Here is a 15201-nt window from a genome sequence, read left to right as displayed (position 1 = left end):
CAGAGTTGGGCATTGGGGTGTGACGAGAAACTTGCGGGCCAGTGCCTGCATATCGTGCTTGCGTATCGTTGGTTTACCGGCGCGCGTTCAGCTTGTGCCTGCGCGGCGAAACGTCCGTCGATTCGCTGACGCGAGACAGTGATCGGCATTGCTCAAACCGACAGGCCCGGACGTTTCGCGCGGTATTGCTGATACAGCATGCCGGCGATGAGCAGCGCGATCGGATACAGCATCCTGTAACTGAAGCCAGCGAGCAGGAAGGCGCATGATGCCGAGCCGAGCACCATCAGCGGCCAGCGGCTGGGGCCCGTCTCTATTTTCCAGAAGCAATAGAGGCATGCGACATAGAGCACGAGGAAATTCTGGTTGGCGATCAACACGAGATCCTCGATCTTGAGGTGGAAGATCGCCGATGCGAGCAGCACGGCCGCGAAGCAGCCGGCGAGCAGCAGGAGCGCATTGCGCGGTATGCCGCGGCGGTCCAGTTTGCCGAATATGTCGGGCAGCAGGCCGTTGCGGCCCGCCGAATAGAACAGGCGGCTCGCGCCAAATACCCACGCGTTCGCGTTTGCCAGAATGATGACGAGTGTCGCGATCGAGAAAAGCTGCCGCCATTGAGCAGGCACGAGGTGAGCGATGCCTTGCGTGACATTGACGTTCGAGTCATGAATCGATGCGCCGTTCATCGTTGCGGCAAGCGCGAAGTAGAGCGCGACGACGGTCACGAAGCTCAGGAAATAAACCTGCTTGATCGTTTTATTCGGATTCTTGAATTCCTCCAGGCCGAACGACATGTTTTCCCAGCCCAGATAGGCCCAGAAAATCAATACCGTCACTTTCCAGAGCGACGCCGGACGTATCGCGGTGAAATCGGGGGCTGTCCACAGCCGGCCTCCGGTAATCAGATCGGGCAGGCGCAGCGCGGCAAGGATAAGGACGGTCGCGACGATCAGCAGCAGCGATACCTTGTTGATCAGCGTGGTGGTCCGCACTCCGCTCAGATTGAATAGCACGGCGCTCAGCAGGAACAGCGCCGACACGACGAGAAGCTTTTCCGGTTCGATACCGAACGCGGTGAGCGCGTAACTGCCGCCGATCATCGCCAGTGCCGGTACGGAAAGCGGAAACGTGCCGCAAAGCACGGCCGTGACCCCATATTCGGCGCGTTGACCAAGTGCGGCCTCTACATAGCGTGAAATACCGGCGGCGGATGCGAAGCGCGCGCCCAGAACCGCGAAAATCCAGATCAAGGGTACGCACGCCAGTGTGCAGATCAACCATCCCCACGCCGCGGTTTGGGGGGAACTGATTTGAAGCGCAAGGCCGGGCAATCCGAACAGGCCGGAGCCGATTACCATGCCTACCGCGAGCGCGATCCCGCTCGAGAGCGAAATTTGTCGGCGCAGTGTCGTCATCGAACAGCCCTCTCGAACGTTTGCGCCGTGGCCGGCGCTAGTTAAGATCTAGCACGATCCGCCCTCTTATTTGCCGTTGAAGAATATCATCAATTGCTTGATTCACCTTATCCAAAGGACGCACCTCGATTTGTGCCGATACAGATCCCGACGAAACGAATTCGAGTGCTTCTTTTAAATCCTGGCGGCTGCCGATAATCGAGCCGCGTGTTGTCAATCCTTTCACAACGGTATCGAAGATCGACAGCGCAAAGCTGCCCGGAGGAATTCCCACCAATACGCACGTGCCGCCCCGGCGCAACATGCCGAGGCCCTGTTCGAAGGCTTTCGGCGACACGGCGGTAATGAGCGCGCCATGCACGCCGCCCGTCACGCGCGTCACCCGGCTGACGGGAAATTCGGTTTGCGCATTGACGACGATGTCTGCGCCGAGCTGAGTCGCAAGGCGCAGGCGGTCGTCGTCGATATCCAGCGCCACGACTTGAAGTCCTAATGCTTTCGCGTATTGAACGGCAAGATGTCCGATACCGCCGACACCGGAAATGGCGATCCATTCTCCTGGCTTGACGCCGGTTTCCTTGATTCCTTTATAAGTCGTCACACCGGCGCACATGATCGGCGCCAGTTTGTACGGGTCGCCTTGCGGTAGCGGCACGGCGTAATCGCCCGAAACGACGCAGTATTCGGCGAATGTGCCGTTCAGAGAGTAGCCGGTATTTTTCTGCTTCAGGCAGAGCGTCTCGCGTTTGCTGGTGCAGAATTCGCAAATGCCGCAGGCGCTGTTCAGCCAGAAGACGCCGACTCGGTCGCCTTCGCGCAGATGCTTGACGTTTTCTCCGCACGCCGAAACAAAGCCGACGGCTTCGTGCCCTGGAATCAGCGGCAAGCGGGGTTTGAGCGGCCATTCCGCGCGAACGGCATGGATATCGGTGTGGCACACACCGCTTGCGGCCAGCCTGACGAGCACCTGATCCGGGGCTGGCGTCGGAATCGGAACATCGCAGATTGTCAGAGGCTGATTGAATTGTTCGGCAACGGCGGCTCTCATCAGATGGTTCATGGTGTCATGCTCACGTTGTCCAACGCGCGAATGGCTCCGTCGGACGTTGGTATCGTGGGCGGCTTGTCGACGCGCAACGGCAGCGAATCCAGGATTTCCGCGATGCGCGCGACGAGCAATGCTTGCACCGGAAGCGAAAAAATATGCCCCCCCGGAAGCAGCGCGCGCTCGAAATGGCCGGCGGCCTGATCGATCCAGGATTCCCAGTCCTCACGATACATTTCGTGATCCTCTTCGCCGAGGAATGCATAGAGCGGGCATGCAAGCCTGGGTTCGTCGCGGTAGTCGTAGATGTCCGATAGCTGGAGATCGGCACGCATCGTCGGCAGAAACCGGTCTCGCCACTTGGGTTTATCCAGCAGGTCGGTCGATGTGCCGCCCATGTTTCGAAGGTGCGCAACCAGGTCGGCATCGCAGAGCCGGTGAAGGAACGGATGACGAAGCGGCTTGTGCGGCGCGCGGCGTCCGGAAACGAATAGCGCCACCGGTTGCACGTTGCGATGGCGGCGCAGCGCGCGCGTGATCTCGAATGCGACAAGCGCGCCCATGCTGTGCCCATAGATGGCGAGGGGGCGATCAAGCAGGGTGTCGAGCTGCGGCAGCAGATGCGCGATCAACGGCTCGATCTCGGTGAAGGGCGGTGTCGCGTTGTTGTCCTCTCGTCCCGGAAGTTGGGCTTTGACGAGATGTATGTCGGGACGCAGATATTGGGGCCAACCGTTGAATGACGATGCACCGGCGCCGGCATGCGCAAAGCACAGCAGGCGCACGCGCGCAATGCCCTCGGAGGGCGCGTGCCGTAGCGACGGCGACGATTCGCTCATGGCATCCGTCCCGAAAGAAGTGCGCAACGCCATGCTCCGATGCCCGGTTCGCGCATGGCGTTGCGGGCAAGCTCAAGCCAGCTTGAGACGGGCAGGCCCCCAGATTTCGCTGCCGGTCACCGTCCAAGAATCGGTGATCGGGCGCAGCGTGAAGCGCAACAGGTTGAGTTTTCCCATCCGGAAACCGACGGAGCCCAGCTTGAAGAAACGCTCGAAAGTCCGCACCTGCTCTTCGCCAACCATGGCGACCGCCTTGTCGCGGTCCCGGCGCAGATTGGCGGCCCATGCGTCGTAGCTTCTCGCGTAATCGAGCCGATCGTTGCGCACGGTAACGATTTCGAACAGACCGTCGACGGCTTTGACGATTTCGTTCAGATACGGAAGATCGGAGTCCGGATAAATTTCCGTATTCATGAAGTCGCTCGCTTCTTCGCGTTTCATATTGCCGTATGCGATGGTTTGCAGTGACATTCGCCCGTTCGGTGTGAGCCAGCGGCGGCAGCGCTCGAAGAAATCACGGTAGACGCTCAGTTTTTCCGATTCGGTTTCCTCATGTTTGGCGAAGTGCTCGAATGCGCCGATCGAGATGATCGAATCATAGGGCTCGGGCGGTTCGTGAACCGCCCAGTTTTCGACGCGCACGCTCACTTTCGGCAATTCGAGCGAGCGAAGGTAATCGGCTTGCGCATCGCTTAGCGTCAGACCCACGACCCTTTCGATATGCGGCATGTTCGACAAGCGCCGAAGGATCGTGCCCCATCCGCATCCGACTTCGAGCACGGAGCGAGCCTCGTGCGCGCCGGAGCTGACGAGGTGCCAATCGATCTTGCGATTCTGGGCCGTGTCGATATCCTCGTCGGGCTGGGAGAAAAGCGCGGCCGAATAGGTAAAAGTCGGGCCCAGCATCAGCCGCCAATAGTCGTTGCCGATGTCGTAATGGTGGCGGATGCCTTCGGGCGAGCCGCCATATTTTTCGCCTTCGCGATCGCGTAAGCTGATTGCATTCATGTCAGGCCACCTGTTTGGAGGAAAGGCGCGATGCCAGATGTTGGGAGAGCGAACGCAGCGTCGGGTATTCGAACAGCAACTCGGGGGCGAGTTCAACGTTCAGCGTCTCTTCCAGCTCCATGATCAGCGACACGGCGGTGGCGGAATCGAGCCCGAATCGATCGACCGCGACAGTCGGATCGATTTTCGATTTCGATAAATTGAGCGTGTTCGAGATGAAGTCGACACACCATGTTTCGATCGACGATGCATCGTTGAGTACGGGCGTTGTCATAGTTGAAGCCTCCGTGTCGATAGGACGGGTGAGGATGCGACTTTCGGATGAAGCGGCGTAGATCAGGTTTGAATCGCTTCGGCGGTTCGCTTTGCCATGCTTTCCGGCGTCGGCAGCTTGACGTCCCATGCGAGGCCGAGCGCCTTGAGCGTCGCGATGAACCAGTACGCAATATCGGCGCGATACCAGGCAAGGCCGAACGATGCGGAGAACGGGAACGCATGGTGGTTGTTGTGCCAGCCTTCTCCCCAGGCGAGCAGACCCAGTACCCAGTTGTTGCGGCTGTTGTCGTTCGGATTTTCGCGTAACCGGTAGGGGCGCGCGCCTATGGTGTGCAGCACCGAATTGAGCGCCCACATCGAGTGGCCGACGACGAACATGCGCACGACGCCGCCCCACATCAGGCCGGTGAGCGCGCCATACCGGCTTTGCGTGACGAGGCCGCCGATAGCGGCCGGAATCGCCAGGCCCAACAGAATCCACCAGCTGTAGAGCCGGCCGGTCTTGACGATTGCGCGGTCGCGCAGCAAATCGGGCGTGTAATGCGCGACATTCGGATATTCGTGCTTGATCATCCACGTGTAGTGCGCATGAATGAATCCGCGGATGCGCTGCATGACCGATGTGCCGTGCAGGTTCGGCGAATGCATATCGCCGTCGCGATCGGCGCGCTCGTGATGCCGGCGGTGCATGGCTACCCACGAAATCACGGCGCCTTGCCCGGCCATGCAACCGAAGATCGCCAAGGCGACGCGCACCGCGGTCACGGTCTTGTACGAACGGTGCGTGAAGAGCCGGTGATAGCCCGCAGAAATGCCGAGCCCGGTCAAAAGCCACATGACCATGAACAACGCGATATCGACCCAGGTAATCGGCTGATAAAAAGCGAGCACAATGGCTGCTATCGTGCCGAATAACGGAAGAACGTCGAACAAGATGAAATGCCGGCGTTGCAAGCGGTGGAGAAAGGGCGCGTCGATGGCCAGCCGGCGTCCGGGAACAGCATGTGATTCCTTGAAAGTCTCATCGATGACTAATGACATGACGTGCTCCAATCGACCATGAAATTCTCGACAAAAATTTTGGATGCCGAAATTTATCGAATGAGGCGACACATCTCGGTTCGAGCAGATTAGCGCGCGCTTGGGCTCGCAACAATTGAGTTTTGTGAGAGATCGGTTAATTCGAATGCAATGGAGTCGCGATTGAGCGCACGCGCTTCATCGAGCAGCCAGTGAATAAAGGTCTGGACTTGTATCCGATCGCGATCCTTGGGGCGAACCAGTGCGTAGAATTTGCAATCGGGAATGAAGGGCCGTTCCGTCAAGCGGATCAGCTTTCCGTTTCTGATATATGGATCGATCAGGACATCGAAGCCGGGCGCGATGCCGAGCCCGTTCGTGGCGGCCTCGTAGACGAGCGAGAGATCGTGCAGAAAGAGTGTCGATTCGCGGGCGTCGTCATCGTGTTCGACAATGCCGAACGCTTCTGCCCAACTGGACCAAATGCCGTCCAGATGCCGGCAGCAAAGCAATTTCCCGGACAAAATGTCGATCGGGCTTCGCGCATGCAGATGCTTGTATGCATATTGCATGCTGCATACTGGGAACATCGCGACATTCATCAACGGCGTGGCTTCGAGCGAACTCCATTGGCCGTCGCCGAGCCGGATCGCAATGTCGAAATTGTCGCTGACAGCATCGAGTTCTTGCGTGGACGTTTCGAATTCCAAGCCGATGTTGCCATGGCGCTCGGCAAACCTATGCAGCCTCGGAAATAGCCACGAAATCGCAAATGCCGGGCGCACGCTGATCCGGAGGCTGCTCTTGCGAGGGGCGACGCGCACCCCTTCGCAGGCCACGCGTATCGCCTCGATCGCAGGGGTCAGGCGCTGTGCATATTCGCGCCCGGCCTCGGTCAATTCGAGCGAGCGGTGTTCACGCTGGAATAGCGAAATACCGAGTTCGACTTCGAGCGCTTGAATTCGTCTGCTGACGGCGGGCACGGTGATGTGCAGGACGGAGGCCGTCGTCGTGAAACTGAGCGACTGGGCAGCCACGACAAAGGCTTCGATCGATTTGAAAGGGGGAAGGCGAGCCATGGCCGGATTCTCGCAATCTACTTCTTAAACGCATGCCAGTTATGGCGGTTTCCCGAAATTCGTCAGCAAACCTTAAGGATTGCGCCTCGCGACTGAGATCGGGGTTGGCTGTTACAGCGTAGCAAGTTACGGCATCAAAAAAAAGAAAAATGAATTTTGGCAGCGTTAATTGGCCGTATTAAACCTTTGCTGAACCAGGACGCTCTTTCAGGAGCTTTGCTTGAGTGCGTGAGCAGCGGGGCGGTTTCGCATGCCGTCCAGGATCACGTCCTGAAAATAGCGGCGCGTCTCCAGCGGCGCGGCCGTTACGCGGATCAGTCGATTCAAATGATCAACCGGTGGCCGTCTGACAAAGATGTCGTGGTTTTCGAGCCAGTTCGCGAAGTAAAGCGCATTTTCCGGCGTACCAAAATCGAAGGCGACAAAATTAGCCGATGAAGATAGTGCGGGAACGCCGAGTTGAGCCGCGATCTCATAATAATGTCGATTAGCTTGAATCGTCTCGGATACGACATGTTCGACGAACACCGCATCTCGATATGCAGCGAGCGCGGCTTCCTGCGATGCTTTGGCGACGCCGAAATGCAGCCGAATCGAATCGAGCGCTTGTATCAGCTCGGGGGCGCCGATCAAATAACCGACTCTTGCGCCCGCGAGTCCGTAAGCTTTGGAAAACGTGCGTAGGCGAACCAGATTGGGACGCTCGAGTGCGCGCGGCAGCAACTTTTCAATAGGAGCGAATTCGGCATACGCTTCGTCGAGCACGACCACGCAATCGCCGGGCATGTGATCAATCCAGCTCAGCAGTGCGTTCGCGTCGAAAAAGGAGCCAGTCGGATTGTCCGGATTGGCAAGATAAACGAGCTTGGGACGGTGACGCCAGGCGAGCGCTTGGATGCCGTCGAGATCGTTGACGTAATTCGGGAGATACGGTTGCCGGATCAGCCGGACGCCGAAGCCGGCGGCATGGTAATCGAAGGTGGGATATGCGCCGAGTGAGGTGACGACGCAGTCACCGGGTTCGATGCAGGCCCTGAATAGCAGTTCGAGCAGACTGTCGATTCCTTCGGCTACCGAAATATGGTCGATGCCGATTTGCCAGCTTTCGGCGATGCCGGTTCGCAGATCGTAGTGCGTGGGGTCGTTGTAGTAGCCGCATTCCGCGAGACTTTTCTCCCACGCCTGCTTGACGGAATCGCTGACACCGAACAGCGATTCGTTCGCACCAAGCCGGGCGCGGTACGGGCGGCCTCGTAGACGCTCGAGCGCCTTTGCACCTAAAAAGGGGGACCGGTTGTCGAGACTCGCGACGATTCGGTTGAGTGGTGGACGCATGATCTGTCTCGTGAAAGGACTTGCGTGAAGGTTGCTCGGCTTATCTCAATTCACAACGGTCCGCACTTCTTCGCCACGGTAAAAGCACTTCGCGGTCAGGGCGGATTTTCGGCGCATTTCCATCAACGATGCATCGGAGTAAAACGCCGAATGCGCACTCAACAGCACCTGCGTGCTGTCGCTTATCGCGGCGGGAACGGCGGGCTCGCCGGATAGCACGTCAAGCCCCGCGCGGAATTCGGCATGGGTCTGCAGATGCTCGATCAACTCTTCCTGGCGGATGACGTCTCCGCGCGACGTATTGATTAGAATGCCGTCGCGCGGCATCAGCGATAGTTGTTTTGCGCCGATCAGGCGGCGTGTCGCCGGGCTGCTTGGCGTATGCACGGAGATGATCTGGGAGCCGGAAAACAGCGTATCGAGATCGTCGACGCGTTCGACGCCGAGCGATTTTTCGACGCCGGGCGTGAGCCACGGATCATAGAAGGTGCAGATCATGCCGAATGCGCGTGCGCGCATCGACAACGCGGTTCCGATCCGGCCGAATCCGACCAGGCCCAGATGCAGCCCGCGCAGGCGCGGTACGGGGCCGATGTCGCGCCAGTCCCAAGCAACGCGGGCGGTCGCATTCGTCGTGCCGAGATTGCGAACGATGTAGAGCAGCATTGCCATCGCGTGATCGGCGACTTCCTCGGTGCCATAATCGGGAACGTTGGCAACCGGTATATCGACGCTGCGCGCGAATGATACGTCGATATTGTCGTAGCCGACTGCCGCGCGCACGACGCCGCGGCAACGCTTCATACGGCTGAAGCTGCTGGCGCCAAGCGGCACCGGATGCCATGAGATGACGACGTCCGCCTCCTCGAGGCGGCCGTCTATTTCAGCCTCGTCGCGCACGCGGCAGAGTTCGACCGTATGTTCGCTGCCGAATACGTCGCGCTCGATATCCAGCCCTTCGAGATAGGTGGATTGCGGACCGTCGATGACCAATACGTTGCCCATGTCGCACTCCTAGCTTGGCGAAACCGCTTGGCACTACTGGAAAGCAGGGGCGCGGTTCAATGCGTGACGACGGTGTCGCGGATCAGTGCGGCCAGGATTCGGCGCTGACCTCGATAAGCGAGCCGGCCGTGCATCGCCAGAACGTTGTCGAGCAGCAGCAGGTCGGATGCTTGCCATTTCAGCGGCACTTCCATTGCCATCAGCGTTTCCCAGATGTGCTCGGAATCGTCGCGGGCGACGGCCGAACCGTCGCGATGAAAAACGTTGTCGAGCATCTCCGGATGATCGGCCATCGCCGTTCGTATCAGTTCGCAATGGTCGGTGCGGCCATCGCGCTGCGCCCACTTCAGCGTGCAGTCCGGTGTATGGTAGTGCGCCTGATTGAACCACACGCGCTCGCCTGTCAACGGATGGGTTTTGAACGCGGGCAGCATTTCCTGCCAGAGCTGCAGGCAGCCGTTGGGCAACCAATGGATATCCCAACCCTTGTCGTCGGCGATTCGCTCGACCTCCGAAGGATCATGTGTTCCGAAGACAGCCGGCCACGCCTTCGGAATGCCGGGGCGCAGGTGTAGCATATCGGGCGTCGGCAGCGTGCGCCTTACCCGCAGGCCTTGCCGCTCGAACCGTTCCCTGATATCGGGCGATAGCCGCCGCGTGATCTCGCGCGCATCGGCTATCGTCGTTTCTCCGCCTTCGGTTGGAGGGATGTCGCAAAAGAACGCGACGCGATCGGGGGGATTGGCCGTGTAGGCCATTTCCTGATGCAGTGCGAGCGTGTATTCGCGCGGCAGATCCGTGGCGGTCAGGATATTGCCAAGCACGGTATGCCGGGGCGCGGTTCCGCCGATATAGTCCATCAGGTGGGCAGCGAGCGCACCGAGCGCGCGGCTGAACGGCTCGGCGCCGTTGAGCGCGTCGAATCCGCGCAGCAGCACAGCGCCGTGTGCCGACAGATGCGCATCGATCAACGGACGATGCTCGGCGAGCCACGCAGCGACGCTGTCGATGTCCGCGTCGCGTCCCGACGTGATCCGTATCGTCATCGGAAGCATTCCTTCATTGACGAACGTTTCTTCGAACCGAATCAAGTTGCGCCTCCGTTCGATAGAAGTGAGCGTGCCTTCGCCCGGTGATCCGAGCGCCGGGCAACGGGACGTGTCAGCGTCTGCTGCTTTCGTAGTCCGATTGCAGAATGGACATGACGAGCGCATCCGGATGATGTCCATCTCTAAATGCGTTCCTGCGTTTCATGCCTTCCCGCACGAATCCGACGCTGTCATACAGACGGATGGCCGGTTCGTTGTCGGCATAGACGACCAGCTCGATCTTGTGCAAATCGAGATAGCGAAAGCCTAGCCATAGCGCGGCATTCAGCAGCTTGCGGCCGGCACCTTTTCTCACGTGTTGGTCCGCGACGCCGATCGCCAGCATCGCGATATTGCGCCATCTTCCTTTGCCCCATTCCAGGTAGACGTAGCCGATCGCTTGGTCGTTCAGCGCCGCGATGATCCAGTGGCGGGTATCGCTCGGCTCGACGAGGCGTTGCACGTCGTACTCGCTGATATAGGGAAGCACGGTCAAACCGTGGATGAAATTGTTTCCCGACATGAATTCGACGAGGCTGGCGGTGTCATTTCGCCGGAGTCCGCGAAGCTGGATTTCGTCGCGCATAGGAGGCTCATCGAACGGGGAAAGATGCCGGGAGCTTCAGGTTAAGGGCTGGTTTTGAGATGAACAATTGCATTTTGAAATTTGACGATTGATTTTTTTTCAACGTTGATCGAGCCAACAGGCGTGCGCGAAAGACGCTTGCATGTCGAACAACGATGGCGCCGAAAAGATCAATTGTCGAACGGCGCTCGGCTGGATAGCCTTGGTAGGGCCGAGCGGTCGATTGCCGGACCGCGTGATCGAGCTATTCGATTCGATTTCCATTTCAGAAGGAGCCGTTCATGTCGACGCCTGCCAGCGACCTTCATTCTTCGGCCGAGCTTGCCGGCTCGGCCGCCTCTTACCGAAAAAGCGAGCAGGCGTTGGATGAGCCGGCGCCGGTGCGTCGCAAACGAGACCGCACGGCGATCAGCAGTCCATATCTGCATCGGCTGCAACGGCGGCATTTCCTGTTGTTCGATGTGTTGCCGTTCGTCGGAACTTTGTGTGCGGTTGGCCTGCTTTATTATCAACCGCTCACGGCGGTCGATGTCGGCCTGTTTTTTCTGATGTGGGCATTGACGGGTTTTGCGCTGACGGTCGGATTTCACCGCTTGTTTACGCATCGGGCATTCAAGACCAGCGCGCCCGTCAGAGTGATCTTCACGATTCTTGGTTGCATGGCCGCGCGCGGACCGATGATCTCGTGGACGGCGATGCATCGCCGCCACCACGAATTGGCCGATCACGAAGGCGACATGCATTCGCCGAACATGCATGGCACGACGTTGACCGGCCGCTTGCGCGGCTGGTGGCATGCGCATGTCGGCTGGATGATTCGACATGAATATCCGAATGTCGCTCATTACGTTCCCGATCTGCTCGCGGACAAACCTGTCGTTAAAGCCGACCGTATGTACCACTTATGGATTGTGGCAGGTCTTGCCGTACCCGCGTTGCTCGGCGGATGGCTGACGCACAGCTGGATTGGCGCGTTGACCGGATTTCTGTGGGGCGGCGTAGTCCGGATGTTCGTCGTCGAGCAGTCGGTGTCGGCGCTGAATTCGCTATTGCATTTGTTCGGTTCGCGGCCGTTCAAGATGCAGGACAACCGCAGTCACAACAATCCGCTGCTCGCGATACTGACTTGGGGTGAAGGCTGGCATAACAATCATCATGCGTTTCCGGCGTCGGCGAGCTTCGGGCTGAAGTGGTACGAGATCGATTTCGGCTATTGGGTGGTGCTCGCGCTGGAGGCTTGCGGGCTCGTATGGGATGTACGGCGTATCGAGCCCGAACGGATCGAGGCACGCAAGGCGGTTTTGAATGCGCGCATGGCCGACGCTCTCGATCGGTGATGCGCGATGGCGGACGAACAACGATATGCATCGCTGGTCGATGTGCTGGCTCAAAAGGCGCGCGATCAGCCGGCCGACCGCGCGTATGTATTTGTCGACGATTCGGGGGCCGAACAACAGGCGCTGACGTTCGCGGAACTCGATGCATTAGCCGGCAAATTGGCGGTGCGGCTCGCGGGGGCCGCACCGTCGGGCGAAAGGGCGCTGCTGGCGTTTCCCCCTGGGCTCGAATTCATCGTCGCTTTTTTTGCGTGCTTGAAGGCGGGATTGATTGCCGTGCCGATCATGCCACCCAAGCAGACGCGCATGCGCGACGCAACCCGAAGCATCGTGCTCGATTGCGCGCCGGCTCTGTGTCTCAGTACGGAAAAACTTGCCGCTTCGCTCACGCAAGTGCTGACGGATACGGCGGTCAGTCCTCCGGCGGTCATGACAGTCGAGCTGGACGAGGTTCGTGCGGCGCAGAGGCCCGAGCCGTGTGCCGTTTCATTCTTGCAGCCGATCACACGCGAATCGCTTGCCTTCCTGCAATATACGTCCGGCTCGACTTCGTCTCCCAAGGGCGTTCAGGTATCGCATGGCAATCTGCTGGCGAACCTGCAAATGATTCTCGAGACGTTTCGCAACGATCGTTACTCGACCTACGTAAGCTGGGTGCCGTTGTATCACGACATGGGGCTGATCCTCAACGTGTTGCAGGCCCTCTATGCGGGTGCGCTATGTGTGTTGCTCGCGCCCGTCGCATTCATGCAGCGGCCGCTGGCGTGGATTCGTGCGATCGATCGCTATCGGGCGCAGATCGCGGGCGCGCCCAACTTCGCGTTCGATCTTTGCGTCGAGCGCCTCAAGAAGGACGCGCTCGACGGCATCGATTTGTCATGCTGGCGCGTAGCGTTCAACGGAGCAGAGCCGGTGCGGGCGGATACGCTCGACAACTTTGCCAAAGCGTTCGAGCCATTCGGGTTCCGGCGTGAATCGCTGTATCCGTGTTACGGAATGGCCGAAGCGACGTTACTGATCAGCGGCGGGATGCCGGGGAGCGGCGCCGTCACCCGGCCCGTCAGTGCGGCCGCGCTCAGCGATGGGCGCGTTCTGCCGCCGTCGTGCGCTGACGATACGAAGCGTCTGGTCGGATGCGGGCGCGTGCTGCGGGCAGAGGAGATCGCGATCATCGATCCAGTTGCTTTCACGCGCGTTGAGCAGAACCGCACGGGCGAGATATGGGTGAGAGGGCTGCACGTGAGCCGCGGTTACTGGAATCGGCCTGACGCGAACGTGCAGACGTTCGATGCGCATATTCACGGCGAAGCGCGCGGAAGATGGTTGCGAACCGGGGACCTCGGTTGCATCGACAGCGCCGGCGAACTTTACATCACGGGGCGACTGAAGGATCTCGTGATCATTCGCGGAGTGAATCACTATCCTCAGGATATCGAACTGACTGTCGAGCGCAGTCATCCCGCGCTCCGCACGCATTGCAACGCGGCGTTTTCGGTCATGCTTGATCAGCAGGAGGTGTTGGTCGTCGTTCAGGAAGTTGAACGGACTTGGCGCAACAATCTCGACTTCGACGAGCTGATCGGCGATATCCGGCAGGCGCTGGTTCAGCAGCACGAACTGTTCGCACACGATATCGCGTTGATTCGTCCCGGCACGATCCCGAAGACCACGAGCGGTAAGATACGACGCGCGCTGACGAAAGAACTATGGTTGAGCGGCGCGCTGGAGCGGGTCAACGGCACGCTGACGAACTCTCAGATTGACGATTAGAATAGGCGCGACCGGCTGGTTGCGCCTGCCATGGCCGCTGCGGCTCGACAGCCCGGATTCGGGAGAAAATCTTGGCCGAGCCTACGATGCCGTGCATTGCGGCGCGCGAGCGCGCACGCTGGCGAATTGCTGCATGGGCGCTGTTCGCCGTCGCGTATGCGATTGCCTTCGGGCAGCGCGTATCGCCGCAAACGCTCGTGGACGTGCTGCGGCGCGATTTCGCGACGGACGGCACCGGCATCGGCCTGCTGGCATCGGGCTATTTCTACGGATATATGGCGATGCAGGTGCCGACCGGCATCCTCGTCGATACCCTTGGCGTGCGGCGAGTGATGCTGATCAGCCTCGCCGTATCGGCTGCAAGCACGCTGCTGTTTTCGCAGGCGCCGACGCTGGGTGTCGCGTTCGCCGCGCGTCTGTGCGTTGCTTGCGGCGACGCGATCGTATTTGCCGCGCTGATCAAGTTCGTCGCGCAGCAGTTTCCCGAGCGGCGTTTTGGTTTCGTTTCGGGCGTGTCCCAGGTATCGGGCTATCTCGGCGGCATCGTTGCCACCATGCCGCTCGCCGCCGGCGTCGCTCACTGGGGATGGCGGCCGATCTACACGGCACTTGCCGGCTTGATCGTCGTTGATGCGCTGCTGATCGCACTCGTTGCGCCCGATGCGCGCCGCGCGCGCGGGAGCGTATCCCGCGCCGGTGCGTTGAGCATGGAGATTCGCGATGGCATCCGGATCTCGCTCGCGGAGATGGGCGCGTTTCTGCGCACGCGCGATGCTTGGGGCAGCGCGACGAGTTTCGTCGCCTATTTCGTCGCGGCGATGAGCCTGTCCGGTGTCTGGGGCATGCCGATCCTGTCCGACGGGTTCGGCATGGCCAAGCGCGATGCGGCATCGGCGATGTCGCTCGTGCTGGTGGCAACGGTAATGGGTTCCGTGGTGGGCGGCTTTCTCGTCGATCGATACGCGCGCCGGCTGCGACGCGCTTTGTCGATCAGCAGCCTGGTGCGGGCGCTGTGTCTGTTGCCACTGGCTCCGTCGATCGGGCAGGCGGCCGGCATGGCGACCGTGATCGCGGGTCTCGTCGGTTTCGGCTTCGTCGGCGGCGCGACACTGCCGCAGATTTTCATGAGCTTGAAACGCATCTACACGAGCCAGCACATCGGCATCGGCACGGCCATCAACAGTACGTTTGCCGGTGTGGTCGCGGCATCGATCCAGCCGCTCATCGGCGCGATTTTCGATTGGTCGTCGGCGCAAGCGGCCCAGCGCCCGGCGGCGGGATATGATTGGATCGTGCTGACGCTGGTGGCGACGTCGCTGCCTGGAATCGTCGCGCCGTATTGGATGGACAAGCGGCGCGTGGATGTTTAGAGTGAATCGGCTGTCGGCGCGCGCCGAA

General features: G+C 59.9%; 14 protein-coding genes. 3 read left to right on the top strand and 11 right to left on the bottom strand.

All coding sequences use genetic code 11. The annotated features are described in order from the left end of the window. Positions 1–152 precede the first annotated feature (152 nt). The 11 genes from AQ611_RS12075 to AQ611_RS12025 all read right to left on the bottom strand — a co-directional run bounded on the left by AQ611_RS12075 (position 153) and on the right by AQ611_RS12025 (position 10696). Entirely contained in the window at positions 153–1415 is a 1263-nt protein-coding gene (locus AQ611_RS12075) for an APC family permease (RefSeq protein WP_059513774.1), read from the bottom strand. 37 nt (positions 1416–1452) lie between these two features. Further along, positions 1453–2475: a zinc-dependent alcohol dehydrogenase gene (locus tag AQ611_RS12070; RefSeq protein ID WP_069234656.1), complete on the bottom strand. Its 1023-nt coding sequence runs from the start codon at positions 2473–2475 to the stop codon at positions 1453–1455. Next, entirely contained in the window at positions 2472–3332 is an 861-nt protein-coding gene (locus AQ611_RS12065; RefSeq protein WP_083237308.1) for a thioesterase II family protein, read from the bottom strand. Before AQ611_RS12065 ends, AQ611_RS12070 begins: the two co-directional genes overlap by 4 nt. Before the next feature lie 39 nt (positions 3333–3371). Next, positions 3372–4307, bottom strand: a complete 936-nt coding sequence (locus AQ611_RS12060) for an SAM-dependent methyltransferase (RefSeq protein WP_069234654.1) — start codon at positions 4305–4307, stop codon at positions 3372–3374. Between the two features lies 1 nt (position 4308). Then, positions 4309–4581 carry an acyl carrier protein gene (locus AQ611_RS12055; protein ID WP_059513762.1) on the bottom strand — a complete coding sequence of 91 codons (273 nt, stop codon included), beginning with the start codon at positions 4579–4581 and terminating at the stop codon, positions 4309–4311. 62 nt (positions 4582–4643) lie between these two features. Then, complete coding sequence (locus tag AQ611_RS12050; RefSeq protein ID WP_197517118.1) at positions 4644–5474, bottom strand: acyl-CoA desaturase; 831 nt, start codon at positions 5472–5474, stop codon at positions 4644–4646. 239 nt (positions 5475–5713) lie between these two features. Further along, the gene (locus AQ611_RS12045) at positions 5714–6682 is read right to left on the bottom strand and encodes a LysR substrate-binding domain-containing protein (protein ID WP_059513756.1); all 969 of its coding nucleotides are present in this window, start codon (positions 6680–6682) and stop codon (positions 5714–5716) included. A gap of 207 nt (positions 6683–6889) precedes the next feature. Continuing rightward, positions 6890–8017 carry an aminotransferase class I/II-fold pyridoxal phosphate-dependent enzyme gene (locus AQ611_RS12040; protein ID WP_069234651.1) on the bottom strand — a complete coding sequence of 376 codons (1128 nt, stop codon included), beginning with the start codon at positions 8015–8017 and terminating at the stop codon, positions 6890–6892. Positions 8018–8062: 45 nt separating this feature from the next. Continuing rightward, entirely contained in the window at positions 8063–9022 is a 960-nt protein-coding gene (locus tag AQ611_RS12035) for a C-terminal binding protein (RefSeq protein ID WP_069234650.1), read from the bottom strand. 56 nt (positions 9023–9078) lie between these two features. After that, positions 9079–10068: a TauD/TfdA family dioxygenase gene (locus AQ611_RS12030; protein ID WP_180978180.1), complete on the bottom strand. Its 990-nt coding sequence runs from the start codon at positions 10066–10068 to the stop codon at positions 9079–9081. A gap of 115 nt (positions 10069–10183) precedes the next feature. Next, positions 10184–10696, bottom strand: a complete 513-nt coding sequence (locus AQ611_RS12025; protein ID WP_059513744.1) for a GNAT family N-acetyltransferase — start codon at positions 10694–10696, stop codon at positions 10184–10186. Between the two features lie 281 nt (positions 10697–10977). Here AQ611_RS12025 and AQ611_RS12020 point away from each other — a divergent pair, with 281 nt between their 5' ends. From AQ611_RS12020 to AQ611_RS12010, 3 genes are all read left to right on the top strand, one after another. Then, positions 10978–12033, top strand: a complete 1056-nt coding sequence (locus AQ611_RS12020) for an acyl-CoA desaturase (protein ID WP_197517117.1) — start codon at positions 10978–10980, stop codon at positions 12031–12033. Between the two features lie 6 nt (positions 12034–12039). Then, positions 12040–13803, top strand: a complete 1764-nt coding sequence (locus tag AQ611_RS12015) for a fatty acyl-AMP ligase (protein ID WP_069234648.1) — start codon at positions 12040–12042, stop codon at positions 13801–13803. A 71-nt stretch (positions 13804–13874) separates the two neighbouring features. Next, entirely contained in the window at positions 13875–15173 is a 1299-nt protein-coding gene (locus AQ611_RS12010) for an MFS transporter (RefSeq protein WP_146011835.1), read from the top strand. Positions 15174–15201: the final 28 nt, after the last annotated feature.

It is taken from the genome of Burkholderia singularis (assembly GCF_001718875.1).
GTDB lineage: Bacteria > Pseudomonadota > Gammaproteobacteria > Burkholderiales > Burkholderiaceae > Burkholderia > Burkholderia singularis.
This window is presented reverse-complemented; position numbering and strand designations above follow the sequence as displayed.

Coding starts and splice junctions, on each gene's coding strand:
- AQ611_RS12040 (WP_069234651.1), bottom strand. CDS start 8,017: ATGCGTCCACCACTCAACCGAATCGTCGCGAGTCTCGACAACCGGTCC.
- AQ611_RS12015 (WP_069234648.1), top strand. CDS start 12,040: ATGGCGGACGAACAACGATATGCATCGCTGGTCGATGTGCTGGCTCAA.
- AQ611_RS12020 (WP_197517117.1), top strand. CDS start 10,978: ATGTCGACGCCTGCCAGCGACCTTCATTCTTCGGCCGAGCTTGCCGGC.
- AQ611_RS12030 (WP_180978180.1), bottom strand. CDS start 10,068: ATGACGATACGGATCACGTCGGGACGCGACGCGGACATCGACAGCGTC.
- AQ611_RS12065 (WP_083237308.1), bottom strand. CDS start 3,332: ATGGCGTTGCGCACTTCTTTCGGGACGGATGCCATGAGCGAATCGTCG.
- AQ611_RS12035 (WP_069234650.1), bottom strand. CDS start 9,022: ATGGGCAACGTATTGGTCATCGACGGTCCGCAATCCACCTATCTCGAA.
- AQ611_RS12070 (WP_069234656.1), bottom strand. CDS start 2,475: ATGAACCATCTGATGAGAGCCGCCGTTGCCGAACAATTCAATCAGCCT.
- AQ611_RS12055 (WP_059513762.1), bottom strand. CDS start 4,581: ATGACAACGCCCGTACTCAACGATGCATCGTCGATCGAAACATGGTGT.
- AQ611_RS12060 (WP_069234654.1), bottom strand. CDS start 4,307: ATGAATGCAATCAGCTTACGCGATCGCGAAGGCGAAAAATATGGCGGC.
- AQ611_RS12025 (WP_059513744.1), bottom strand. CDS start 10,696: ATGCGCGACGAAATCCAGCTTCGCGGACTCCGGCGAAATGACACCGCC.
- AQ611_RS12075 (WP_059513774.1), bottom strand. CDS start 1,415: ATGACGACACTGCGCCGACAAATTTCGCTCTCGAGCGGGATCGCGCTC.
- AQ611_RS12045 (WP_059513756.1), bottom strand. CDS start 6,682: ATGGCTCGCCTTCCCCCTTTCAAATCGATCGAAGCCTTTGTCGTGGCT.